General features: G+C 73.0%; 14 protein-coding genes. 7 read left to right on the top strand and 7 right to left on the bottom strand.

All coding sequences use genetic code 11. The features are described from left to right. Window positions 1–140: 140 nt before the first annotated feature. The 4 genes from ABT369_RS12465 (at window position 141) to ABT369_RS12450 (ending at window position 5,232) form a co-directional block, all read left to right on the top strand. Entirely contained in the window at window positions 141–3,770 is a 3,630-nt protein-coding gene (locus tag ABT369_RS12465; RefSeq protein WP_350611832.1) for a sensor histidine kinase, read from the top strand. After that, window positions 3,767–4,171 (top strand): roadblock/LC7 domain-containing protein, encoded by a 405-nt coding sequence (locus ABT369_RS12460; protein ID WP_033358336.1) that lies wholly within the window; start codon window positions 3,767–3,769, stop codon window positions 4,169–4,171. Before ABT369_RS12465 ends, ABT369_RS12460 begins: the two co-directional genes overlap by 4 nt. A gap of 100 nt (window positions 4,172–4,271) precedes the next feature. Then, window positions 4,272–4,649 (top strand): DUF742 domain-containing protein, encoded by a 378-nt coding sequence (locus ABT369_RS12455; protein ID WP_350611831.1) that lies wholly within the window; start codon window positions 4,272–4,274, stop codon window positions 4,647–4,649. Then, on the top strand, window positions 4,630–5,232 hold the full coding sequence (locus tag ABT369_RS12450) for a GTP-binding protein (RefSeq protein ID WP_350611830.1): 603 nt from the start codon (window positions 4,630–4,632) through the stop codon (window positions 5,230–5,232). Before ABT369_RS12455 ends, ABT369_RS12450 begins: the two co-directional genes overlap by 20 nt. A 342-nt stretch (window positions 5,233–5,574) precedes the next feature. Here the strand turns inward: ABT369_RS12450 and ABT369_RS12445 are convergent, their stop codons facing one another. From ABT369_RS12445 to deoC, 5 genes are all read right to left on the bottom strand, one after another. Beyond that, window positions 5,575–9,051 (bottom strand): hypothetical protein, encoded by a 3,477-nt coding sequence (locus ABT369_RS12445; RefSeq protein WP_350611829.1) that lies wholly within the window; start codon window positions 9,049–9,051, stop codon window positions 5,575–5,577. A 234-nt stretch (window positions 9,052–9,285) separates the two neighbouring features. Continuing rightward, window positions 9,286–10,374 (bottom strand): SatS C-terminal domain-containing protein, encoded by a 1,089-nt coding sequence (locus tag ABT369_RS12440; RefSeq protein WP_350611828.1) that lies wholly within the window; start codon window positions 10,372–10,374, stop codon window positions 9,286–9,288. Window positions 10,375–10,529: 155 nt separating this feature from the next. Next, window positions 10,530–11,387 carry an aldehyde dehydrogenase family protein gene (locus ABT369_RS12435; protein WP_350611827.1) on the bottom strand — a complete coding sequence of 286 codons (858 nt, stop codon included), beginning with the start codon at window positions 11,385–11,387 and terminating at the stop codon, window positions 10,530–10,532. Continuing rightward, window positions 11,377–12,807, bottom strand: coding sequence for an aldehyde dehydrogenase family protein (locus tag ABT369_RS12430; RefSeq protein WP_350611826.1), 1,431 nt, complete (start codon window positions 12,805–12,807; stop codon window positions 11,377–11,379). The genes ABT369_RS12435 and ABT369_RS12430 overlap by 11 nt, the downstream gene beginning before the upstream one ends. Before the next feature lie 2 nt (window positions 12,808–12,809). Next, on the bottom strand, window positions 12,810–13,748 hold the full coding sequence (gene deoC / locus ABT369_RS12425) for a deoxyribose-phosphate aldolase (protein ID WP_350611825.1): 939 nt from the start codon (window positions 13,746–13,748) through the stop codon (window positions 12,810–12,812). 25 nt (window positions 13,749–13,773) lie between these two features. On the opposite strand from deoC, the gene upp reads away from it, so the two are divergent. Together upp and ABT369_RS12415 are read left to right on the top strand one after the other, a co-directional pair. Beyond that, complete coding sequence (upp, locus tag ABT369_RS12420; protein WP_350611824.1) at window positions 13,774–14,415, top strand: uracil phosphoribosyltransferase; 642 nt, start codon at window positions 13,774–13,776, stop codon at window positions 14,413–14,415. Window positions 14,416–14,505: 90 nt separating this feature from the next. Further along, window positions 14,506–15,597, top strand: coding sequence for a glycoside hydrolase family 26 protein (locus tag ABT369_RS12415; protein ID WP_350611823.1), 1,092 nt, complete (start codon window positions 14,506–14,508; stop codon window positions 15,595–15,597). A 12-nt stretch (window positions 15,598–15,609) separates the two neighbouring features. Here the strand turns inward: ABT369_RS12415 and ABT369_RS12410 are convergent, their stop codons facing one another. Together ABT369_RS12410 and ABT369_RS12405 are read right to left on the bottom strand one after the other, a co-directional pair. Then, the gene (locus ABT369_RS12410) at window positions 15,610–17,229 is read right to left on the bottom strand and encodes a phospho-sugar mutase (RefSeq protein ID WP_350611822.1); all 1,620 of its coding nucleotides are present in this window, start codon (window positions 17,227–17,229) and stop codon (window positions 15,610–15,612) included. Window positions 17,230–17,248: 19 nt separating this feature from the next. Continuing rightward, window positions 17,249–19,201 (bottom strand): serine/threonine-protein kinase, encoded by a 1,953-nt coding sequence (locus ABT369_RS12405; protein WP_350611821.1) that lies wholly within the window; start codon window positions 19,199–19,201, stop codon window positions 17,249–17,251. A gap of 548 nt (window positions 19,202–19,749) precedes the next feature. On the opposite strand from ABT369_RS12405, the gene ABT369_RS12400 reads away from it, so the two are divergent. Beyond that, window positions 19,750–21,108 (top strand): amidohydrolase, encoded by a 1,359-nt coding sequence (locus tag ABT369_RS12400; RefSeq protein ID WP_502891734.1) that lies wholly within the window; start codon window positions 19,750–19,752, stop codon window positions 21,106–21,108. Window positions 21,109–22,274: the final 1,166 nt, after the last annotated feature.

Below are 22,274 nucleotides of genomic sequence, written 5' to 3'. Positions count from 1 at the left end.
TTCGCACATAAGTCACAGCGGTAGACCTGGGCTTTCTTCTTGGCACGGGACATGGTGGAATCTCGGAGGTCTGGCCCAGTAGGGTCGGCCGGTCGCGGGTGCCTGCTGTTCCACAAGGCGCCGGTTCGGAGGGCGGTGAAGTGAGCAAACGGCCATCGACGCAAGAGCCGGTCTCGTCGCGTCTGCGTTTCCCGATCGGCCGGCTCCGGGACCTGCCGATCTGGTCGAAGCTCGGCCTCATCATGATCGTCCCGATCATCGCGACGATCGTGGTCGGCACCAACGGTCTCGTCGGCAACATCGGCGACGCGAACGACGCCGATCGGGCCCGCACCCTCTCCGGGCTGTCCGCCCAGGCCTCCGCCCTCGTGCACGAGCTGCAGAACGAGCGCGCGAACGCGACGATGCTGCTCGGCCAGCTCAACACCGACGCGGCCGTCGAGGCCCGCAGCGTCTTCGAGCGGCAGACCCAGAAGACCGAGGACGCGAGCCGGGACTACCAGCTGACCCGCTCCGGCCTGGCCGACCCGCCCGCGGACTTCCGCAAGCAGCTCGCCTCGATCGACACACAGCTGCAGGACCTGCCCGGCATGCGCAAGCAGATCACCGAGGGCAGCAAGGACATCCTGGCCAGCACCGTCGTGGCGCGGTACAAGTCGCTGATCGACGACCTGCTCAGCATCCGCGACAGCTCGGCCGAGCTGTCGAACAACCCGTCGCTGGGCGCCGACATGCGCGCCGCGGCCGCCATCTCGGAGATGAAGGAGCAGGTGGCCCTGGAACGGGTCGTCGGCATCCGGGCGCTCACGACGAAGGCGTTCACGCCGCAGCTGCGCAAGGAGTTCCAGGCCGCCCTGACCGGCCAGGAGCAGGCGGAGGAGCAGTTCCGCACCAACTCCCAGCCCTGGCACCGCGACGTGTTCGACAAGAAGCGCTCCGGCTCGGACCTCAAAGAGGCCGCCACCTTCGAGGGCATCCTCGGCCCGCTGACCACGGAGCAGCTGCCCGCCGAGGTCAACTTCACGGCCGCCGCGTGGGACAACGCCATGATCAACAAGGCGAACCTGCTGCGCGGCATCGAGATCGAGTTCGACGACCACAACATCGACAGCGCCACCGCGGCCCGCAACGACCTCCAGCGCCGGGTGCTCGTCACCGCCGGCGCGCTGCTGGGCATGCTGCTGCTGGCGATCCTCTTCGCCTGGATCGTGGCCCGGTCGATGGCCCGCTCGCTGCGCGAGCTGCGCCACGGCGCGCTCACGGTCGCGCAGTTCGGCCTGCCCCAGGCGGTGCAGCGGCTGCGGGACCCCTCGCTGGCCACCCAGATGTCGCCGCACCAGCTGGCCCTGCAGATCGCCGAGCCGCTGCCGATCCGCAGCCGCGACGAGTTCGGCCAGGTGGCCGAGGCGTTCAACGCGGTGCACCTCGAGGCCGTGCGCACCGCGGCCGAGCAGGCCGCCCTGCGGGCCAGCGTCGCGACCATGTTCGTCAACCTCGCCCGCCGCTCCCAGATCCTGGTCGACCGGCTCATCGGTCACCTGGACCGGCTGGAGCGCGGCGAAGAGGACCCGGACCGGTTGGCCGAGCTCTTCCAGCTCGACCACCTGGCCACCCGGATGCGCCGTAACGACGAGAACCTCCTGGTCCTCGCGGGCGCCGACTCCACGCGCATCCAGCGCGAGCCGGCCCCGCTGATGGACGTGCTGCGCGCCGCGCAGTCCGAGGTCGAGCACTACACGCGCATCGAGTTCGGCATGATCGACCGCGACATCGAGATCGCGGCGCACTCGGTCAACGACATGGTCCACCTGGTCGCCGAGCTGCTGGACAACGCGACCGCGTTCTCCCCGCCGGACTCGGCCGTCATCGTCGAGGCCCGCCGCGTCGGCGACCGCGCCGTGCTGCTGGTCGAGGACCACGGCATCGGCATCTCGCCCGAGCAGCTCGCCGAGCTCAACGACCGGCTCGCCAATCCGCCGATGGTCGACGTGGCCGTCTCCCGGATGATGGGCCTCGTCGTGGTCGCCCGGCTGGCGGCCCGGCACGGGGTCAAGGTCGAGCTGCGGGCGGCGCGCGAGCGCGGCACCATCGCCGACATGACGCTGCCGGCCGGCGTGCTCGTGCCGCGGGCGCTGTCCGGGCGCGCCGCCGCCGGGATGCCGACCGCCGGCATGCCCGCCGTCGGCCCCAACGACGTCGTGCAGGCCCGGCCGATCCCGTCGACCCCCGCGCCGCGCTCCCCGCTCGCCTCGCCGCTGGCGCTGGAGAGCGGCCCGACGCCTGGCGGTTTCGGCGGCGGCTTCGCGGGCGCCGGCACCGGCCCCTCCGGCGGCAACGGCGGCGGCCCGCGCTTCGGCACCCTGACCAGCAGCGGCCTCTTCAGCGGCGACCGGCCCGAGCGCAACGGCGCGGGCGGCCCCGGCACCGGGGAGCGCCCGACCGTCAACGGCTTCGCCAACGGCGCCCCGCCGCGCCCGGCCCCGCCCGCGCCCCCGGCCCGCCCGACGCTCCCGCCCTCGGGCGGCGACACCGGCGGCTTCCGGCGCGGCGACACCGACGGCAGCGGCTTCCGCCGGGGCGACACCGACGGCGGCGGCTTCCGCCGGGGCGACACGGGCGGCTTCCGGCGCGACGGCGCCGGCTTCGGCGGCCGCGACCCCGAGCGCGACACCGGCGGCCTGAGCCGCAACGGCTTCGGCGCGGACCGCCCGGCCGAGCGCAACGGCGGCCGCAACCTGCCGGCCTGGTCCGACCTCACCGGCGTCGGCGACGTCGGCGGCGAGGAGGCCTACCGGCGCGACCGCTCCGACGCGCCCGGCGGCCCGGACGGGCTCAACCCGCTGCCCCAGCGTCGCGCCAACGAGGCGTGGCCGACCGAGGGTGAGGTGACCGACGCCGAGGAGGTGGGCGGCCCGATCCCGCGGCAGCGGCCCGGCTTCGGCGGCGGGCAGTTCGACGGCGATCCCGCGTTCGGCGGCGCCCCCGCGACGCAGAACGGGTTCTCCACCCCGCCGGCCGCCCCGCCGCCGGCGCCATCGCCGTGGCCCGCGGCCGAGCCCGAGCCGCCGCTGCGGACCGCGGCCGAGGCCTACGCCCCGGTCGACATGACCGCGGAGATTCCGCGCGTCCGGCTCGACTGGGACCCGGCGCCGAACGAGACCGAAGCCCAAGACTCCCGGCAGCGCTTCGTCGACGAGACGATGGAGCTGCCGATCTTCCGGGAGCTGGAGTCCGCCTGGTTCACGACCACGCGCCAGCCCCTGGGAGACCCGACGCCCCAGGCGCCCGCCGCGGCCCCCGCTCCGGCTCCGGCCGCGGCTCAGCCGCCCACGTCCGGCCCCCGGCCGGTCGAGGTCACGTACAGTGAGGCGCCCTCCCCATACGTCCCGCCGCAGCGATTTGAAACCCGCACTCCGGGTGAACCTTCGCGAGGTTCGGCCGACCGGGCGTCGAGCGGTTCGACAGTAAACTGGCACACTGCGGCAGACGAAGGATGGCAAGCGGCAGCGGCAATCGCCGAGGCGCAGGAATTTGCGACGACCGACATGGGTTTGCCCAAGCGCGTGCCGATGTCGCAGCTGGTTCCGGGTGGCGTTGAGAAGAACACCACCGTTGCGCACAAGCGGACGCCGGAGTCCGTGCGCGGTCTGTTGTCGGCGTATCACCGAGGCGTTCAGCGCGGCCGCACGCGGTCCGACGACTCGACAACCCCGGAGCCGACTTCGGCCGGGCCTCAAAACTCGCAGGCTGGCAAGGAGCACGAGGCATGACATCTACGCAGGATCTCGGTTGGCTGCTAGCCAACTTCGCGGACCGAGTGCCGGGGGTCGCCCACGCGGTCGCCGTCTCGGCGGACGGTCTGCTGTTGGCTGCTTCTCGCGACCTGCCCCGCGACCGTGGCGATCAGCTCGCCGCGATCGCGTCCGGTCTGGTGAGCCTGACCCAGGGTGCGTCCCGCTGCTTCGAGGGCGGGGCCGTGCTGCAGACTGTGGTCGAAATGGACAATGGCTTTCTGTTCCTCATGTCGATCTCCGACGGTTCGTCGTTCGCGGTCCTCGCGGCCCGCGCCTGCGACGTCGGCCAGGTCGGCTACGAAATGGCATTGCTGGTCGACCGGGTCGGTGACGCTCTCACGCCACCGCCTCGCCCCACGGCCTCGATGCTCGGCTGAAGCTGAACTGAACTCGGTGACAGAGCAATATCCATTAGTGGCAACAACATACTCATTGGCTGCTTACGAGGCCCGACGAGTGAGGAGGTGAACGGCGAACATGGCCGAACGCGATGAGCCAACGGGCGCGTTGGTAAGGCCGTACGCCGTCACCCGAGGTCGCACCCGGCCCAAGCTGGAGATTGCGATCGAGGCGCTGGTCGAGACCACCGTGCGTGGCCGGGCGGCCAATACCAGGCCGGGTGGTGCTCACGGCCAGGAGCAGCAATACATTTCAACGCTTTGCGACGGGCGCCTGCAGTCTCTCGCCGAGATCGCGGCGCGCATGCAGCTTCCGCTGGGTGTCGCCCGCGTCATCGTGGCGGACATGGCTGCCGACGGACTGGTCGCGGTGTACGAGCCGACCTCGCTCGACGATAACGAGTCGGTGGGCACAGAACTGCTTGAGAGGGTGCTGAGTGGACTTCGGAGGCTCTGACGTGGCGCACCGCCCAGGGCGGGTCACGTCAGCGAAGATCGTCATCGCCGGCGGTTTCGGCGTGGGCAAGACCACACTGGTCGGCTCGGTCTCGGAGATCACGCCGCTGACCACCGAGGCCATCATGACCTCCGCCGGTGTCGGTGTGGATGACACCCGCAATGTGCCCGGCAAGACGACGACCACGGTCGCGATGGACTTCGGTCGTATCTCGATCGACCGGGACCTGATCCTGTACCTGTTCGGCACCCCGGGCCAGACCCGCTTCTGGTTCATGTGGGACGAGCTCGTGCGGGGCGCCATCGGGGCGGTCGTGATGGTGGACACCCGGCGTCTGGCCGACTGTTTCGCCGCGATCGACTTCTTCGAGCACCGGCGGCTGCCGTACCTGGTGGCCATCAACTGCTTCGACGGCGTGCAGTACCACAACGCCGACGACGTGCGGGAGGCGCTCGCGATCTCGAGCGACATTCCCGTGGTGTCGTGCGACGCTCGCTCCCGCGAGTCGACCAAGAACGTGCTCATCTCGCTCGTCGAGTACGTGCTGTCGATGCGCCGGACCCGGGCGACCACGCCGGCGTAACACCCCGCAACACCCCACTCAGCCGTGGACGCGCACCGAGCACCCGTGAGGGTCGCCCGGTGCGCGTTTGCGTTGGCGGACTTCACGCTGCGTACTGTTCCGAGTGCGGAACGCGCACGTTTCCGTTCTCCGGCCCGCTGGGCGATTCGTACCCCGTTCGGTGCACTCTCGGGGTGCCCCGGCCCGACCCGAGGCCCTGACGGCGCGCACAGGCCGTCTGCACGGGCATTCGCGCGGTCATCCTCCGCCACATCCGCACGGTCGCCGGCCCCGGGACGCGACAGCGAGGGCCGCCCCCGAGATCGGGAGCGGCCCTCGACGCGCTGTGCGGTGCGGTGCCGGCTAGCGGCGGGCGGAGCGGTACTCGTACTCCCGCTCCTGGTAGTCCCGGCTCGCCTCGCGGCTGAAGTCCCAGCCGCCCGCCGACTCGCGCCCCGGCCGGCCGCCGACCGCGAAGCCGCCGACCTCCTGGCCCCGGCGCCAGCCGCGGAAGTAGCCCGTCGTGTGCGCCGCGATCTGGGCGGCGTCGCGCACGATGCGCAGCGGCCGCTCCGGGTTGTTCACCGGGGCGCCCGGCACCAGGTTCTGCTGCGGCACGCGGCGCGGAAGGCCGGAGTGGGTCTCGTCGCCGATCTCCGGCGCGGCGGCCCGCTGGGCCGCCTGCCACGCCTGGTCGTTCGAGTTCTCCCAGCTCGGGGTCGCGCGCGGGGCCGCGGTCTCGCCGGTGGACTCGGCGTCCGCGTCCCAGTCGGTGAACCAGGCCGAGCGGGCGGCCGCGAAGATCAGCAGGTCGCCGTCGCCCTCGTCGGCCGGCTTGGCGGCCTCGCGGTCGGCGGCCTGGGCGCGGCGGCTGCGGCCGGCACCGGTGCTGCGTGCGGTCGCGCGCTCCGCCGGGCGGTCCGAGTCGACCAGGCGCAGGGCCGGGGGCTCGAACGGGAACTCGCCGCTGTACTCCCCGCTGAGCTCGTCCGGGTAGCCGGCCTTGAGCGCCGGGTCGGCCACCGGGGCCGGCTCGACGAGGCGCAGGCCCGCGGGCTCGAGCGGCAGCTCACCCGTCTGCCACGGCGGGGGCACGCGGCCCTCTCGCTGGCGGGGCAGCTCGACGTGGCGCTCGGCCGGCGCCGGCCGGGACCGCTCGCTGCGCGGGATCTCGGTGCGCGCCCGCTCGGAGCGGGGAATCTCGGTGCGGGGAATCTCGGTGCGGGGAATCTCCGCGCGGGGGGTCTCGGCGCGGGGGGCTTCGGTGCGCGCCCGCTCGGACCGCGGGATCTCCGTGCGCGAGGAGCGCGGGATCTCGGTGCGGGCCCGCTCGCTGCGCGCCGGCTGCTCGTCGTCCAGGCCGCGGTCGGCGTGGCGGGAGGCGGCACGGGTCGTCTGCGCGGCCTCCTGCTCGGCCCGGTCGCGCTCGGCGCGCCGCTCGGCCCGGGACAGCCCGGCGGAGGCGGCCGCCGCCGCGGACTCGGCCCGGGACCGGGTGGAGCGCTCGCCGTTGAGGGGCGGGAACTCGCCGGAGCCGAACGAGGACAGCGCGTCCGCCGCCGAGCCGCGCGAGGCCGGGGCCTCGGAGCCGCGGCGCGGGGGCAGGGCCGACTTGGCCGTGGCCTCGAGCGTCGCGTCCAGCGCCGAGAAGTCCGGCGGCTGCGGGATGTCGCTGAGCTTCGGCAGGCTGCTCAGCTCCGAGGGGGAGGCGAGCGGGTCGGCGCCGAACTTGTAGGCCGCGGCCGAGGTCTCCGTGGTGGGCGTGTCCGACGCGCCGAGCGGCCAGCGGGAGGACGCGGCGCTCGCGGTGCCGAGCGTCGGCGGCTCACCCAGCGCGGCGAGGTCGCTCAGGCGCGGGCCGCCGTCGAGGCCGCCGCCCGAGGTGGGCGCGGCCGGGGACGAGACCGAGGCGGCCGGCGGCGCGGAGGACGGGCCGGAGAGCGGGTCGTAGCCGTAGGAGTCGAAGCGCGGCAGCTCGTGCGGCTCGGATCCGCCGATCAGCGGGGCGATGCCCGGCGGCGGGGGCGGCATGAGCGACGTGAACTGCGGCTCGCTGGACGATGACGTCGGCTGCGGCGGGATCACCGGGGTCGGCGCGACCGGCGGCGGCGCGACCGGGGCCGGGGCCACCGGCAGCGGCGCGACGGGCCTCGGCTGCGGCGGTGCGGGCTGCAGCGGGACCGGGATCGACTGCATCGAGGCCGGGGTCGGCGCCTGCGGCTGGTAGGTCGGGGGCACGGGCGGCGCGGGCGCGTACATCGGCGTCGGCGCCTGGTAGGCGGCCGGCTGGTACGGCGGCGGGGCCGGCGTGTATCCGGGCGGCGTCGAGGTGACCGGCGGCGCGGAGGTGACACCGTAGGCCGGCGGGGCCGAGGGCACCGACCCGTAGACCGGCGGCGCAGACGGAACCGAACCGTAGACCGGCGGCGCGGACGGCACCGACCCGTAGGCGGGCGGGGCCGAGGGCACGTAGCCGGGCGGCGTCGAGACGACCGGCGGCGTGGAGAGCACGGCCGGCGGTCCGGACACGACGGCGGGCGCGGAGCCGATGGTCGCCGGAGGCGCCGACACGACGGGCGGCTGGGCCTGGGTCGGCATGGTCGGCGCGTTCTGGGCGCGGCGGCGGCCGCCGGCGGCGCGGGAGGCCGAGGACTCCTCGGTCCGGGCCACCTCGGCGGCGCGGGCGGCCTCGGCGGCCCGGGTCGCGGCGCGGGAGCGGGTCGGCTGGGCCTCGCTCGCGGCGGCGGCCGGCCGGGCGTTGGAGGCGACGGCGGCGGCCCGGGAGCGCGACGGCGCGTCGTGGGCGGCGGCCGGGCGCAGCGGGGTCGCGGGGGTCAGCGGGCCGGTCGGCGCGCCGAGCGGGGCGCCCTGGTTCAGGGCGGCGGCCGGGCTGAGCGGCGTGGCCGGGCGCTGCCGGTTGGGCAGCGTGCGCTGGGCGGACGGGCTCATCTTGTCGGCGAGCACCGCGACGAGCGCGGCGGCCGCGGCGTCGCCGGCCCGCACGGCCGCGACGGACTGGCGGATGGTCTCGGCGACCGCGGTGGTCACGGCCCGGTTGACGCCGGTGCGGCGCGGGGTCTCGGCGATCGCGACCCGCAGCGCGGTGATCGCCTCGCCCAGCGTGACGGCGTCGGCGACCCCGGCCGTGGCGAGCTCGGCGACGACCGCCTGGTCGCCCTTGCGGCCGGTGGCGCCGCCGCCGAGGATGCCCGGCTCGGGCAGCGCGTCGAGGATGGCCAGCGGGATCGACTCGGCCGGGTCCGGGTAGGCGCGCAGGGCCGCGGGGTAGAGCTCGCGGAGCACCTCGCGCAGCGTGGCCGCGGCGCTCTGCCGGCCGGAGACGACGGCGGCGTGCGCGGCGAGGACCGGCTTGAGCGGGAGCATGTCGCGCGGCGGGCTCTGGCCGACCGCGGAGAGGACACCGGCCTGCAGCGCCCGGGCGAGCCCGACCGCGCGGCGCTCGGCGGCGTTGGACTGGATCTCCTCCGGCGACTCGTCGTCGGCGAAGCGCTCGGCGTAGTCGTCGGCCGAGTCGTCGTCGGTGAACGCGAGGTTGCGGCCGGCCGCGGTGAGCAGCTGGGTGACGACGTGGTCGTCGCTCTCGGCCGCGACCGCCACGGCGGAGGTGCCGCCGGAGCGCTGCGCCAGCAGAGCGCTGAGCTCGGCGTAGCCGCCGGCGTCGTCGCTCACTTCGCAGATGTCGATGAGTCGGCCGGCGTCGTCGACGACCGCGACGGTCAACCAGATGTCGGAACCCGACTGCGGCTCGGCGGGGTCAGCCGACGCCAGACCGCAGTACACCCGAACGAGCGCCACCGCGTCGTCCTCCTCTCGGGACATCAGTTGAGCTTTCGTCACGTCGGCGGGGACTGTCCCGGCGCCCCGCCGTCGTGTTGCCGCAGGTCAAACTGAACGACCTCTAGTGAACAGGTTGACGGCCGGTGACGCGATCAGCCGAAACGGCTGAATGCCCCAGTGGCTGATCGTCGTGCACCGTCGCCACCCGTCCGGCTAGGAGCCGGGTCGGGCCCGCCGTGCCAAAATGCTCACGGCTTAGATCCTGTCGGTCACAAATCAATCACGCCAGTCCACGGCGGCAGAAATTTTGCCGATAATCGTCCGCCAGCCGAGGGCCGCCTGTTGTGCCCCGATTTTCTTGAGCCGGCGCTTGGCGAAGAAGCCGCCCATGCCGCCCGCCGCCGCAGCTCGCAGGCCCTCGTCGAGGTCGTCGAGCGGGGAGCCTGGGGACAGCGCCGTGCGGACCGGCTCGAGCCGCAGGGCGTAAGCAAGGTCACGTGCCGCCTCGCCCGCGGCGAGGAGCAGATCGGTGTCCCAGGCGTCCTGGCCGCCGCGGAGGTTCTCCACCACGAGGTCGAGCTCGTAGTGGTTCTCGTCGGTGGGCACGACCGCCGCGACCGTGATGCGCTTGCGCAGGCTCTCCCAGGTGTCGAGCTGGGTGAGGTCGTGCTCGGCGTCGCTCTTGACGAACTCGACCAGGCCCTCGACGGAGCGGAAGAGCAGCAGCTTGCCGCGGTGGGAGAGGAACGCCGGAACCTCCTCGGGCTCCTCCTCTTCCTCTTCCTCTTCGTCCTCGTCGTCCTCCGCCTCGGCGTCCTCGTCGTCGGTGTCGGCCGGCTTGTCCGAGTCCTTGTCGAGCTCCGCGGCCTCGTCGGATTCGTCAGATTCGTCGGAATCCGCGTCATCCTTCTTCGCCGGCTTCTTCCGGGACTTCGCGGATGAAGCTTCCACGGCGGCCGGCTCGGGCTCCTCGTCCTCGAACAGCTCCGCGTTCTCGAGGATGACGACGCGATCGTCCTCCTCGTCCTCCGCCGGGCGCCGGTGGAGGATCGCGAAGTCGTCCTCCTCCTCGTCGACCTCGGTCGGGGTCAGCTCGGTGTTGAGCCGGTAGGCCCGCAGCGTGAAGCCGACGCCCTTGAGCAGCGCGATCTCGACGGGCTCGATGCGCACGTCGTTCCACATCGCGTCGGCCTGGGCCGAGCGCTCGCGGCCGCCCTCCTCCTCGTCGAAGTCGGCGTCGTCCTCGGCGTCGGCGTCGTCCTCGATGTCGCCGTCCTCGACGGCATCGTCGTCGATCTCAGTGTCGGCCAGGGCATCGACGTCGGCGTCGGCGTCGGCCGAGGCTTCCTCGATGTCCTCCTCCACCGGCTCGGGCTTGGCCGGACGCGAGGATGCGGGCCGGGAAGACCGGGAAGACTGGCGGGCCACTGTGACCTCCGTAGTCGGGCTCGGCGTGCGGGCACACCAGGGCGTGTGTGGCCTCGCGCACAAAACACCCTAGTGTGCACCGTCTGTGGCGGTCAGACCCCCTTGGGGTGCCAGACCGTCTTGATCTCCAGCAGCGAGACCATGCGGGAAACGCCGGGGTCGGCGCCCCAGTCCGGAGTGCTCGGCCGAATCACCCGCTTCAGGTTCTCCGCCGCGGCCGCCTCCAACTCCCTCGCCAATGTGGCGTCCGTCACACCAGTGAGATCGATGGCGTTCACGTCCATGTGCGCGGCGAGCCAGGGCGCCATCTCCGCGACCGAGCCCGTCAGCAGGTTGACCACGCCGCCGGGCAGGTCGGAGGTGGCGAGCACCTCGGCCAGGGTCACGGCCGGCAGGGGCCGGTCGGGCGCGGCGAGCACGACGACCGTGTTGCCGGTCACGATCGCGGGCGCGATCACGCTCACCAGCCCGAGTAGCGACGAGTCGGCCGGCGCGACGATCCCGACGACGCCGGTCGGCTCCGGGGCGGAGAGGTTGAAGTAGGGTCCCGCGACCGGGTTGGCCCCGCCGTGCACCTGGGCGATCTTGTCGGCCCAGCCCGCGTACCAGACCCAGCGGTCGATGGCGGCGTCGACGAGGGAAGCGGCGTCGTCCTCGAACTGCGCCACCTCCTCGGCGAACTGCGAGCGGCGACCCTCCAGCATCTCCGCGATCCGGTAGAGGATCTGCCCGCGGTTGTACGCGGTCGCCCCGGACCACTTGCCCACGGCCGCCCGGGCCGCCTTCACGGCGTCACGGACGTCCTTGCGGGAGCCGAGCGCGGCGTTGGCGAGGAACTCGCCCGAGGCCGACTGCACCTGGTAGGACCTCCCCGACTCGCTGCGGGGGAACGCGCCCCCGATGAACAGCTTGTACGTCTTGCGGACGGCCAGCCGGCCTTCAGTGCTCAAGGTAGGCCTCCAGCCCGTGCCGGCCGCCCTCGCGGCCGTAGCCCGACTCCTTGTACCCGCCGAAGGGCGAGGTGGGGTCGAACTTGTTGAACGTGTTGGCCCACACCACGCCGGCCCGGAGCCGGTCCGCGATCTGCAGGATGCGCGAGCCCTTCTCGGTCCAGACGCCGGCCGAGAGCCCGTACGGCGTGTTGTTGGCCTTCTCGACCGCCTCGTCCGGCGTGCGGAACGTCAGCACCGACAGCACCGGCCCGAAGATCTCCTCGCGGGCGATCCGGTGCGCCTGGGTGACCCCGGTGAAGATCGTCGGGGCGAACCAGAACCCGCGCTCGGGCAGCTCGCACGGGGCCGACCAGCGCTCGGCCCCCTCCTGCTCGCCGACCTGCGACAGCTCGCGGATGCGGGCCAGCTGGGCGGCGGAGTTGACCGCGCCGACGTCGGTGTTCTTGTCCAGCGGGTCGCCGACGCGCAGCAGCGCCATGCGGCGCTTGAGGGCGGCGAGGAAGTCCTCGGCGATCGACTCCTGCAGCAGCAGCCGCGAGCCCGCGCAGCACACGTGGCCCTGGTTGAAGAAGATGCCGTTGACCACGCCCTCGACCGCCTGGTCGACGGCCGCGTCGTCGAAGACGATGTTCGCGGCCTTCCCGCCCAGCTCGAGGGTCAGCCGCTTGTCCGTGCCGGCGACCGCCCGCGCGATCGCCCGCCCGACCTCGGTCGAGCCGGTGAAGGCGACCTTGTCGACGCCGGGGTGCTCGACCAGCAGCCGGCCGGTCTCGCCCGCCCCGGTGACGATGTTGACGACGCCCGGCGGCAGCTCGGCCTGGCGGCAGATGTCGGCGAAGAGCAGCGCAGTCAGCGGCGTGGTCTCGGCCGGCTTGAGCACGACCGTGTTGCCCGCGGCCAGCGCCGGGGCGATCTTCCAGGCGAGCATGAGCAGCGGGAAGTTCCACGGGATGACCTGGGCGGCGACGCCGAGCGGGCGCGGGTCGGGCCCGAAGCCGGCGTAGGGGAGCTTGTCGGCCCACCCGGCGTAGTAGAAGAAGTGCGCGGCGACCAGCGGGATGTCCACGTCCCGCGACTCGCGGATCGGCTTGCCGTTGTCCAGCGACTCCAGCACCGCCAGCTCGCGGCCGCGCTCCTGGATGATCCGGGCGATGCGGAAGAGGTACTTCGCCCGATCCCGCCCGGGCATCGGCCCCCACACGGTGTCGAAGGCGTGCCGGGCGGCGCTGACCGCGGCGTCGACGTCGGCCGCGTCGGCGCACGCGATCTCGGCGAGGGTCTCCTCGCTGGCCGGGTTGATCGACTTGAACGGCTCGCCCTTGCCGTCGACGAACTCGCCGCCGATGAACAGGCCGTAGGACGAGGCGATGTCGACGATGGCGCGCGATTCGGGCGCCGGGGCGTAGGAGAAGTCCATCGCTAGTCCAGGGTGAAGTAGTCGGGGCCGCTGTAGTGGCCGGTGGTGAGCTTGGTGCGCTGCATGAGCAGGTCGTTGAGCAGCGTGGAGGCGCCGAAACGGAACAGGTCCGGGTCGAGCCAGTCGGGCCCGGCGGTCTCGTTGACCATCACGAGGTACTTGATCGCGTCCTTGGCGGTCCGGATGCCCCCGGCCGGCTTGACGCCGATGACCCGCCCGGTCTCGGCCCGGAAATCGCGCACCGCCTCGAGCATGACCAGCGTCACCGGCATGGTCGCGGCGGGCTGCACCTTGCCGGTGGAGGTCTTGATGAAGTCGGCGCCGGCCAGCATCGCCAGCCAGGAGGCGCGCCGCACGTTGTCGAGCGTGGCCAGCTCCCCGGTCTCGAGGATGACCTTGAGGTGGGCGTCCCCGCAGGCCTCCTTGACCGCCGCGATCTCGTCGTGGACCTCGGCGTAGCGGCCGGACAGGAACGCGCCGCGGGAGATCACCATGTCGATCTCGTCGGCCCCGTCGGCGACCGCGGCCCGGGTGTCGGCCAGCTTGACCGCGAGCGGAGCCTGGCCGGAGGGGAACGCCGTGGCGACGCTGGCCAGGTGGACCTTCGAGCCGCGCAGGGCCTCCGCGGCGGTGGCGATCATGGCGGGGTACACGCAGATGGCAGCGGCGCTCGGGCAGCTCGCGTCGGCCGGGTCGGGGCGCATCGCCTTGGCGCACAGGGCGCGCACCTTGCCCGGCGTGTCCGAGCCCTCCAGCGTGGTGAGGTCGACCATCCGGATCGCCAGGTCGAGCGCCTGGGCCTTGGCCGTGGTCTTGATCGATCGGGTGCCCAGCATCGCGGCGCGTTGCTCGGCGCCGACCTGGTCGACTCCTGGCAGGCCGTGCAGGAAGGTCCGCAGCGCGCCTTGTGAACGCGGCGTGACCTCGGCGGTGAGGCTCATGGGGAAAATACTAGGCTCTCGCATCGTGGACGTACTCGTGGTGGATCACCCCCTGGCCAAGTCGCGGCTGACCGCGATGCGCGATGAGCGCACCGACAACGGCTCCTTCCGGGCCGCGCTGCACGAGCTCACGACGATGCTCGTGTACGAGGCGGCCCGCTCGTTCGCCACCGAGCAGTTCCCGGTCAAGACGCCGGTCGCGACGACCGAGGGCACCCGCCTGGCCAACCCGCCGCTGCTCGTGCCGGTGCTGCGGGCCGGGCTGGGCATGTCCGACGCCGCGCTGGCGCTGCTGCCGGAGTCGTCCATGGGGTTCGTGGGGCTGGCGCGCGACGAGCACACGTTCGAGCCGCGCGCCTACATGGAGTCACTGCCCCGCGACCTGTCCGGCATCCCGGTGCTGGTCCTCGACCCGATGCTGGCCACCGGCGGCTCCCTGGAGCACTGCGTGCGGCTGCTGGTCGACCGCGGTGCGACCGACATCACGGTGCTGTGCGTGCTCGCGGCCCCGGCCGGCATCGAGCGCCTGGCCAACTCCGGGCTGCCGATGCGCCTGGTCACCGCGGCGATCGACGAGCGGCTCAACGAGCACAAGTTCATCGTCCCGGGCCTGGGCGACGCGGGCGACCGGCAGTTCGGTGGCATGCCGCGCTTCGGCGATTCTTAAAGAATTGCTTAAGAAAGGTCGCCGTAACGAGGGATTACGGCGGCCGAGCCCTTGAACGGGTGAACGGGTCCGGCCTTACGGTTGCCCGCGATGAAATACCGGAAGAAGCTCCTGCTCGCGGCCACGATCCTGCTGGCCCTCGCCGGCTCCGGCGCGATTGCCTCGGCGACGCTGCAAGAGCCGGTGGCGGGGTTGCACGAGGCCGAAGCCCGTCAAGGGCTCCAGGCCCGCACGACGCCCACGGCCGAGAACAAGCAGCGCCGCTGTGTCGTCGACACCAAGCTCGTGCCGAGTTGCGGGCTGCTGTGGGGCGTCGCGCCCGGCGCGTTCACGGACCTCTCGTCCGGCCAGGCCCTGCGCAACTTCGAGAACACGACGGGCCGCCCGGCCGACATTCTGCACTCGTACCACCGCGGCGACGAGGTCTTCCCGACCGCCGACGAGATCGCCGCGGTACAGCAGCCGAGAAAACGCATCCTGTTCGCCAACTGGAAGGTCGCCTGGGACACGACCTGGGCGAACGTGGCCGCCGGCGACGAGGACGCGCGCATCGACAGGGCGGCCGCACGGTTTCGGGCGTTTCCCGGGATCATGTTCCTGGCGCTGCACCACGAGCCCGAGAACGACGTGCGCTCGGGCGGCGGGATGACGGCCGGCGACTATGCCGCGATGTTCCGCCACACCGTGCAGCGGCTGCGCGCCGACGGGGTGCGCAACGTCGTCTTCGTGCTCGTCTACATGGCCTACCAGCCGTGGTGCGAGAAGGACTGGTTCGCCGACCTGTACCCGGGCGACGACGTCGTGGACTGGATCGGCATGGACCCGTACCTGTTCGCCAAGCCCGGCGGCTACGGCTACGGCGACTTCTCGCACCTGGTCAACCACACGTCGAACCCGGCGGTCTGGCCCGGCTTCTACTCCTGGGTGACGAGGACGCACGGCACCAAGCCGCTCATGGTCGCGGAGTGGGGTGTCTACGAGCACACCGCCGACCCGGCCCAGAAGGCCTGGATCTTCTCGACCGTCGCCCAGCAGATCGGGAGGTTCCCGGCAATCCGGGCGCTGGTCTACTTCGACTCGCCGAACGCGCCGAAGGGCGACACGCGCCCGGACTCGTCCCAGCCCGCGCTGAGCGAGTTCCGCAAGCTGGCCGAGTCGCAGGTCTTCTCGGTCACGCTCTAGGCCGAGCGGTCGCTAGAGCCCTAGCGCCTCCGCTGTCTGAGTGCGCAGGGCGACGAGGGATGCGGCGGCCCGCTCCCGTGCCCCGGCGATGTCGCCGCCGGCGACGGGCTCGACGACCTCGAGATAGGCCTTCAGCTTCGGCTCGGTCCCGGACGGCCGGACCACGACCCGGGTGGTTCCGGCCCGCAGGATGAGCACATCGGACTCGGGCAGCCGGTCCTCGATCGAGGTCACCGGCACGTCGAGCAGCTCGACCGGCGGGCGGGAGCGGATGGTGGCCATCATCTCCGTGATCTCGGCGAGGTCCTCGACGCGGACCGAGAGCTGGTCGGTGGCGTGCACCCCGTGGCGCAGCGCCAGCTCGTCCAGCCGGTCGCCGAGCGTGCGCAGCTCCGCCTTGAGCCCGGCGGCGAGCTCGCAGACCAGCAGGGCGGCGGTGATGCCGTCCTTGTCGCGCACCAGCCCGGGGGCGACGCAGTAGCCGAGCGCCTCCTCGTAGCCGTAGACCAGATCGGCTCCGTCGTCGCCGGCCCGCACGATCCACTTGAAGCCGGTCAGCGTCTCGCCGTAGGGCAGCCCCCGGTCCGCGCACATGCGGGACAGCAGGCTGGAGGAGACGATGGTGGTCGCGTAGCGGCCGTGCACCCCGCGGCGCATGAGGTGGTCGGCGAGCAGCACCCCGACCTCGTCGCCGCGCAGCTGCCGCCACACCTCGCCGCTGCGGAAGGCGACCGCGCACCGGTCCGCGTCGGGGTCGTTGGCGATGGCGATGTCGGCGCCCTCCCGTGCGGCGAGCGCCAGCAGCAGGTCGGAGGCGCCGGGCTCCTCCGGGTTGGGGAAGGCCACGGTCGGGAAGTCGGGGTCGGGCTCGGCCTGCTCGGCGACGACGGACGGGGCCGGGTAGCCGGCCGCGGCGAGCGTGGCCTCGAAGACCTCGCGGCCGACGCCGTGCATGGGGGTGTAGGCCACGGCCAGGTCCCGCGGCACCTCCGGGTCGATCACCCCGACCGCGGCGTCGACGTATTCGCGCACGATCTGCTCGCCGAGCACCTCCCCGGGCAGGCCGAGCGGCACGTCGGCCAGCGGACCGACCTCGCGGATCGCGCGTTCGATCCCGGCGTCGGCGGGCGGGACGAGCTGGGCGCCGTCGTGGAGGTACACCTTGTAGCCGTTGTCCTGCGGCGGGTTGTGGCTCGCGGTGACCATCACCCCCGCCGCGGCACCGTGGCGGCGCACGGCGAAGGCGAGCAGCGGGGTCGGCAGGGGCCGGGGCATGAGCAGCGCCCGGCGCCCGGCACCGGTCGCGACCCGGGCGGTCTCCACGGCGAAGGCGTGCGAGCCGTGCCGGGCGTCGTAGCCGATGACCAGCGGCCGGTCGTCGGGCCCGGCGGCCTGGGCGGCGAGCCAGCGCACCAGCCCGGCGGCGGCGCCGCGCACGACCGCGAGGTTCATCCCGTTGGGCCCGGCCCGCAGCGGCCCGCGCAGGCCCGCGGTGCCGAAGCGCAACGGGCCGGCGAACCGGTCCGCCAGCTCGGTCTCGTCGTCGAGCAGGGCCCGCAGCTCGTCCTGGCTCGCCGGATCGGGATCGTCGGCGAGCCAGGCTTCAGCCGCGGAGCGGAGGGATGCGGTCATCTGCCTTTCATAACACGCGTCAGCCGCCGGTCGGCGGTGTCAGCTTGAAGGAGTTGACCATCGCGTCGAAGATCGCCTTGCTCTCGGCGAACCGGGCGTCGGGGACGGTCACGAAGAAGTGGTACGCCTTGCCGTTGGCCACGACGGCGTCCCAGAGGGCGTGGCGCAGGTGGTCACCGGAGCCGCAGGTGTACTCCAGCACCGCCGACGCCTGCCCGTCGAGCTTGGCGTCGGTGAGGTCGACCCGCGCATACGGGCTCTCGCAGCTGCCCGGCGTGGACTTGAGCCGGCTCTCGGCCGACTCCAGGAAGGCCCGCGGGGCGGCCGACGTCTTGTCGATGTTGACCCGGATGCGCCGGTTGGCGTCGGCCGGGTCGGTGATGTCGAAATACGGCGCGGCGGCCGTGCCCAGCTTGGTGACCTTCCAGCCCTTGGGCACGCTGACCGAGATGCCGCCCGGGTGGGTGAACGGCTCCACATCGAACGCCGGCCCGGCCGGGGCGCTGGAGCCGCCCGCGTTGGGCAGCCCGTTCTTGCCGCTGTCGTCGCCGGAGAACAGCCCGGCCGCGGCCCCGATGCCGAGGAAGAGCACGAGCGCCAGCCCGGCCGCGATCCCGGCCTTGGCCAGGGTCGGCAGCGCCTTGACCTTCGCCACCAGGCCGGAGCCGCCGCCGAAGGTCCTGCCGGGGCTGGGCGGGGTGGCCGTGGTCGGGCCCTGGGCCCAGTCGTCCTGGGCGTATTCGGGCGCATACGCGTTGTAGGCGTCGGCCCCGGTGCGCTCCAGCTCGGCGTCGTGCGGGGCCCCGCCCTGGGCGGGCGCGCCGGAGTGCATCCGCCGCATCGCGCCGCTGACCGTCTCGCCGGGGGCCATCATCGCCCGCCCGCCGATCTGGCCGGTCGGCTGCTGCGGGTGGACCATCGTGGGCTGATGGGTCGGGCGGACCACCGCGTAGGGGTCGGTCATGTGTGCCGGCGCGTTGCTGGCCAGCGGGCCGGCGAGCAGGTCGCGCAGCACGGCGCGGGCCGTCTCCACGTTCCAGCGGCGGGCCGGGTCCTTCTCCAGCAGCCCGTAGAGCACCCCGGCCAGCGGCCCGGCGCGCATCGACTGCGCCGGCGGCTCCTCCACGACGGCCCGCATCGTCTCGAACGGGTCGCGCTTGTCGAACGGCGGGCGGCCCTCGACGGCCGTGTACAGCGTCACGCCGAGCGAGAACAGGTCGCTCGGGGGCCCGAACTTGGCCCCGATGGCGCGCTCGGGCGAGATGAAGTGCGGGGAGCCCAGCACCATGCCGGGCGTCGTGAGCTCGCTGTCGGTGGGCATGCGGGCCACGCCGAAGTCGGTGAGCACGCAGCGGCCGTCGCCGCAGATGAGCACGTTGGCCGGCTTCACGTCGCGGTGCAGCACCCCGGCGGCGTGGGCCACCTCGAGCGCGCCGAGCAGCGCGATGCCGATCTTGGCGACCGCCCGGGCCGCGAGCGGGCCGTCCTCGACGATCATCTCGGCGAGGCTGCGCGCCTGGAGCAGCTCCATGACGATCCACGGGCGGCCGGCCTCGGTCACCACGTCGTACACCTGCACGACCGACGGGTGCGACAGCGCGGCGGCGGCGCGGGCCTCACGCAGGGTCCGCTGATACATCGAGTCGCGGTCGCTCGGGGCGAGGCCCGGCGGGAGAATCACCTCCTTGACCGCCACGTCACGGCGCAGCAGCGTGTCGCTCGCGCGCCAGACGGTGCCCATGCCGCCGTGTCCGATGGCGGTGCGCAGGGCGTAGCGCCCGCCGATCACGACTCCGGGCGCGGCGCGCTGCCCCGGAACCGGGGGCGCGGTCGAGCCCGGCTCGCGCGCTTCGCGGGCGGGTCCGTTGGAGGGGGAGTCGGAGCCGTGCGCAGGATCGCGCCCGGCTCCGGCCGAGGCCAGAGCACCGGTGGGTGGCAGGGGCTCGCCATGCCACGTCGGAAGCTGAGTCACAGGCAGTTAACCGTCATGGGGAGGGGGAAGGTTGACTTCTCGCCCCACTATCTTGCTTGCTCTCGCCCGTCGAAGAAAGGTGGGGTCCGCTCCTTCACCGTACCGTGACCCGCGGACAACCGACCGTGCCGATCATGTCGCCCTGCGGACGGTCGCAGGATTGAAAGCGTTCATCCGGGGAACCTGGACAGACGGATGGAGCGTCTACGCAGGAGACGGAAACCATTCGGGAACATCGGCGACTCGGCTTTGCTGGATTCTCGATCTCGCCTGCCGATAGGCGGACGAGGGGTGCGTCGCCGGTCCTGTGGTCCGTGCCACCCTGCGACGTCTTCCGTCACTGTGTGTTGAACCGTGGCGACGCAGGTCGTGGAACCAGTGCGAAAACTTATCGCGACACCGCGTGACCGCGACGGCGGTCGCGCGTTAGAGAGGATGGGGTGACGCCTGCAGTTTCGCGCCTTTAGCTGCGGTTAAGTGACGCTCAGCTATTCCGGCATCACGAGAATGATGTTGCGCTGCGTCACCTTCACCCGGTTAGTCTGTCCATGGCACGCATGGGGCGGGCCGCTCCATTAGACCGAAATAGAGAACTCACCGTGACGAGAGCGCTGACGTTGACCGAAGCCGCCGCTGCGGCGCGCCCGGTCCGCAAGTTGACGTCGTCGAGGGCCGAGCGTCTGTCCGATGGCTGGCCCGAGACCCCACCCGGGGCCGATCCACTGCCCGGACAGCTCGACCGCTGGCTCGCCTCGCGGGGGGCCGAGCTGGTAGCGATCCGGCGTCACATCCACGCGCACCCCGAGCTGTCCGGCCAGGAGTTCGAGACGGCCGCGCTCGTCGCCCGCGAGCTGACCCGGGCCGGCCTGTCGCCCCGCCTGCTGCCCAAGGGCAACGGCGTCATGTGCGACATCGGCCACGGTGACCGCGTCATCGCGCTGCGGGCCGACCTCGACGCGCTGCCGCTGCCGGACACCAAGGACGTGCCCTACCGCTCGACCGTCGACAACGTCTGCCACGCCTGCGGCCACGACGTGCACACGACGATCCTGCTCGGCGTCGGCCTGGCGCTGGCCCAGCTGGCCGAGCGCGGCGAGCTGCCCGGCCGGGTCCGGCTGCTGTTCCAGCCGGCCGAGGAGACCATGCCGTCCGGCGCCCCCGAGGTCATCGCGGCCGGCGCGCTCAAGGACGTCGCGGCCATCTTCGCGCTGCACTGCCAGCCCCACCTGCCCGTCGGCCTGGTCGGCGTGCGCTCCGGCCCGTTCACCGCGGCCGCGGACAAGATCGAGGTCCGGCTGACCGGCCGCGGCGGGCACACCGCCCGCCCGCACCTGACCGCCGACCTGGTGCACGCCCTCGGCCGCATCCTCGTCGACGTGCCGTCGCTGCTGGACCGCAAGCTCGACGCGCGGGCCGGGGTCTCGATGGTGTGGGGCGCGGTGCGGGCCGGCGAGGCCGCCAACGCCATCCCGATCGAGGGCATGGCCCGGGGCACGATCCGCGTGCTCAGCCGCGAGGCCTGGCAGGAAGTGCCGGAGCTGGTCACCAAGCTCGTCCACGACGTCATCGCGCCGACCGGGGCCGACGTCGAGGTGACGTACACCCGCGGCGTCCCGCCCGTGGTCAACGACCGGATCGCCACCGCGATCATCGCGGGCGCGGCCGCCGCGGCGCTCGGGCCGGACCGCGTGGTCGAGGCCGAGATCAGCATGGGCGGCGAGGACTTCGCGTTCTACCTGGAGAACATCCCCGGCTCGATGATCCGGCTCGGCACCGGCATCCCGGGCTCGGAGGCGAAGTTCGACATCCACCAGTCGGCGTTCGACGTCGACGAGCGGGCGATCGGCCACGGCGTGCGGATCATGGTCCACACCGCGCTCGCGGCACTGAGCGCCGGGGCGTTCTAGCAAGGTTTCGGACAGCGAAGGTCGTCCACGTCTGGTACCACACCAGACGTGGTCACCGAGCTGCGCGTGCACGGCGTCACCGGCTCCCCGGCCGAGGACGTGCTGGACCGGCCCCTGCTGCGCCGGGTCGCCGGGGACACCGACGCGGGCTTCTTCCGCCCGCGGGCCGAATACGGCGCCGTCACCGGGCCCGGGGGCGCCACGCTGGAGGCCTACCGCTGGGGCAACCTGACCGCCGGCGCCGCCGCCCGGGCGCTCTGGCTGCTGTTGCTGCCGTTCATGTTCGCCAACGTCGCGCTGTGGCTGCGCCCGGCGACCCGGCCGGGCCCCCGGGCCGCGATCCGGGCCCTGGTGCGCGTCTACGCGCTGTCGATGACCGCCTCCTTCGTGCTGTCGTTCGTCGAGGTCGCCGTCGACCTCGTGGGCTGGCAGTGCGCGAGCCTGCCGCGCTGCCTGCGGGGGCGCGGCTATCTGGCGCTCCTCGCCGACGGGTTCTTCGCCACCCCGAGCCGCCGCCTGGCGCTGGCCGCGCTCGGGCCCGTGCTCGCCATCGCGTTCCTGTGGTTCCTGGGGCGGCGGACGTGGGCGCGGTACGAGGCCTTCCCCGCCCAGACCGAGGGCGACGGCGACGGGCTGGCCCACCCGTGCTTCTGGAACGGCAAGCCGCTCGTCGGCCGGCTCCGGTCCCTGCACATCGCGTTCGCGTTCGCCACGCTGGACGCGATCCTGCTGGGCAACCTCCTGCCGCACGGCTGGCCCGGCCCCGGCCTCGCGCTCGCCGCGCTGACCGGCCTCGTCCTCGTGCTGTGCGTGCTCGCGGTGGCCGTGCGGGCCGTGGTCGACCGCGACAACCCGGCCCCGTGGGCGACGCCGGGCACCCGGCTGCTGAGCCACGCCGCCGTCGCCCTGACCGTGCTCGTGCTCGGCTACGCGCTGCTGCCCCGCGACCCGTGGACGGCCGGCGGCCGGCTGCCGGTGCTCGGGGGCACCATCACCGGGCTGTTCGCGGCGCAGGTCCTGCTCATGCTCGTCCTCGGCGCCGTGGTGCTGGCCAGCCGCCCGCGCGGCACGTTCCTGCAGGGCCTCGCCGGGCCGCTCATCGCCAGCGCCGGGCTCGGCGTCGCGGTCGCGTTCTCGGCCGGCCTGGCCTACCGGGCCGCGGACTT

It is taken from the genome of Dactylosporangium sp. NPDC000244, from assembly GCF_040300725.1.
GTDB lineage: Bacteria > Actinomycetota > Actinomycetes > Mycobacteriales > Micromonosporaceae > Dactylosporangium.
This window is presented reverse-complemented; position numbering and strand designations above follow the sequence as displayed.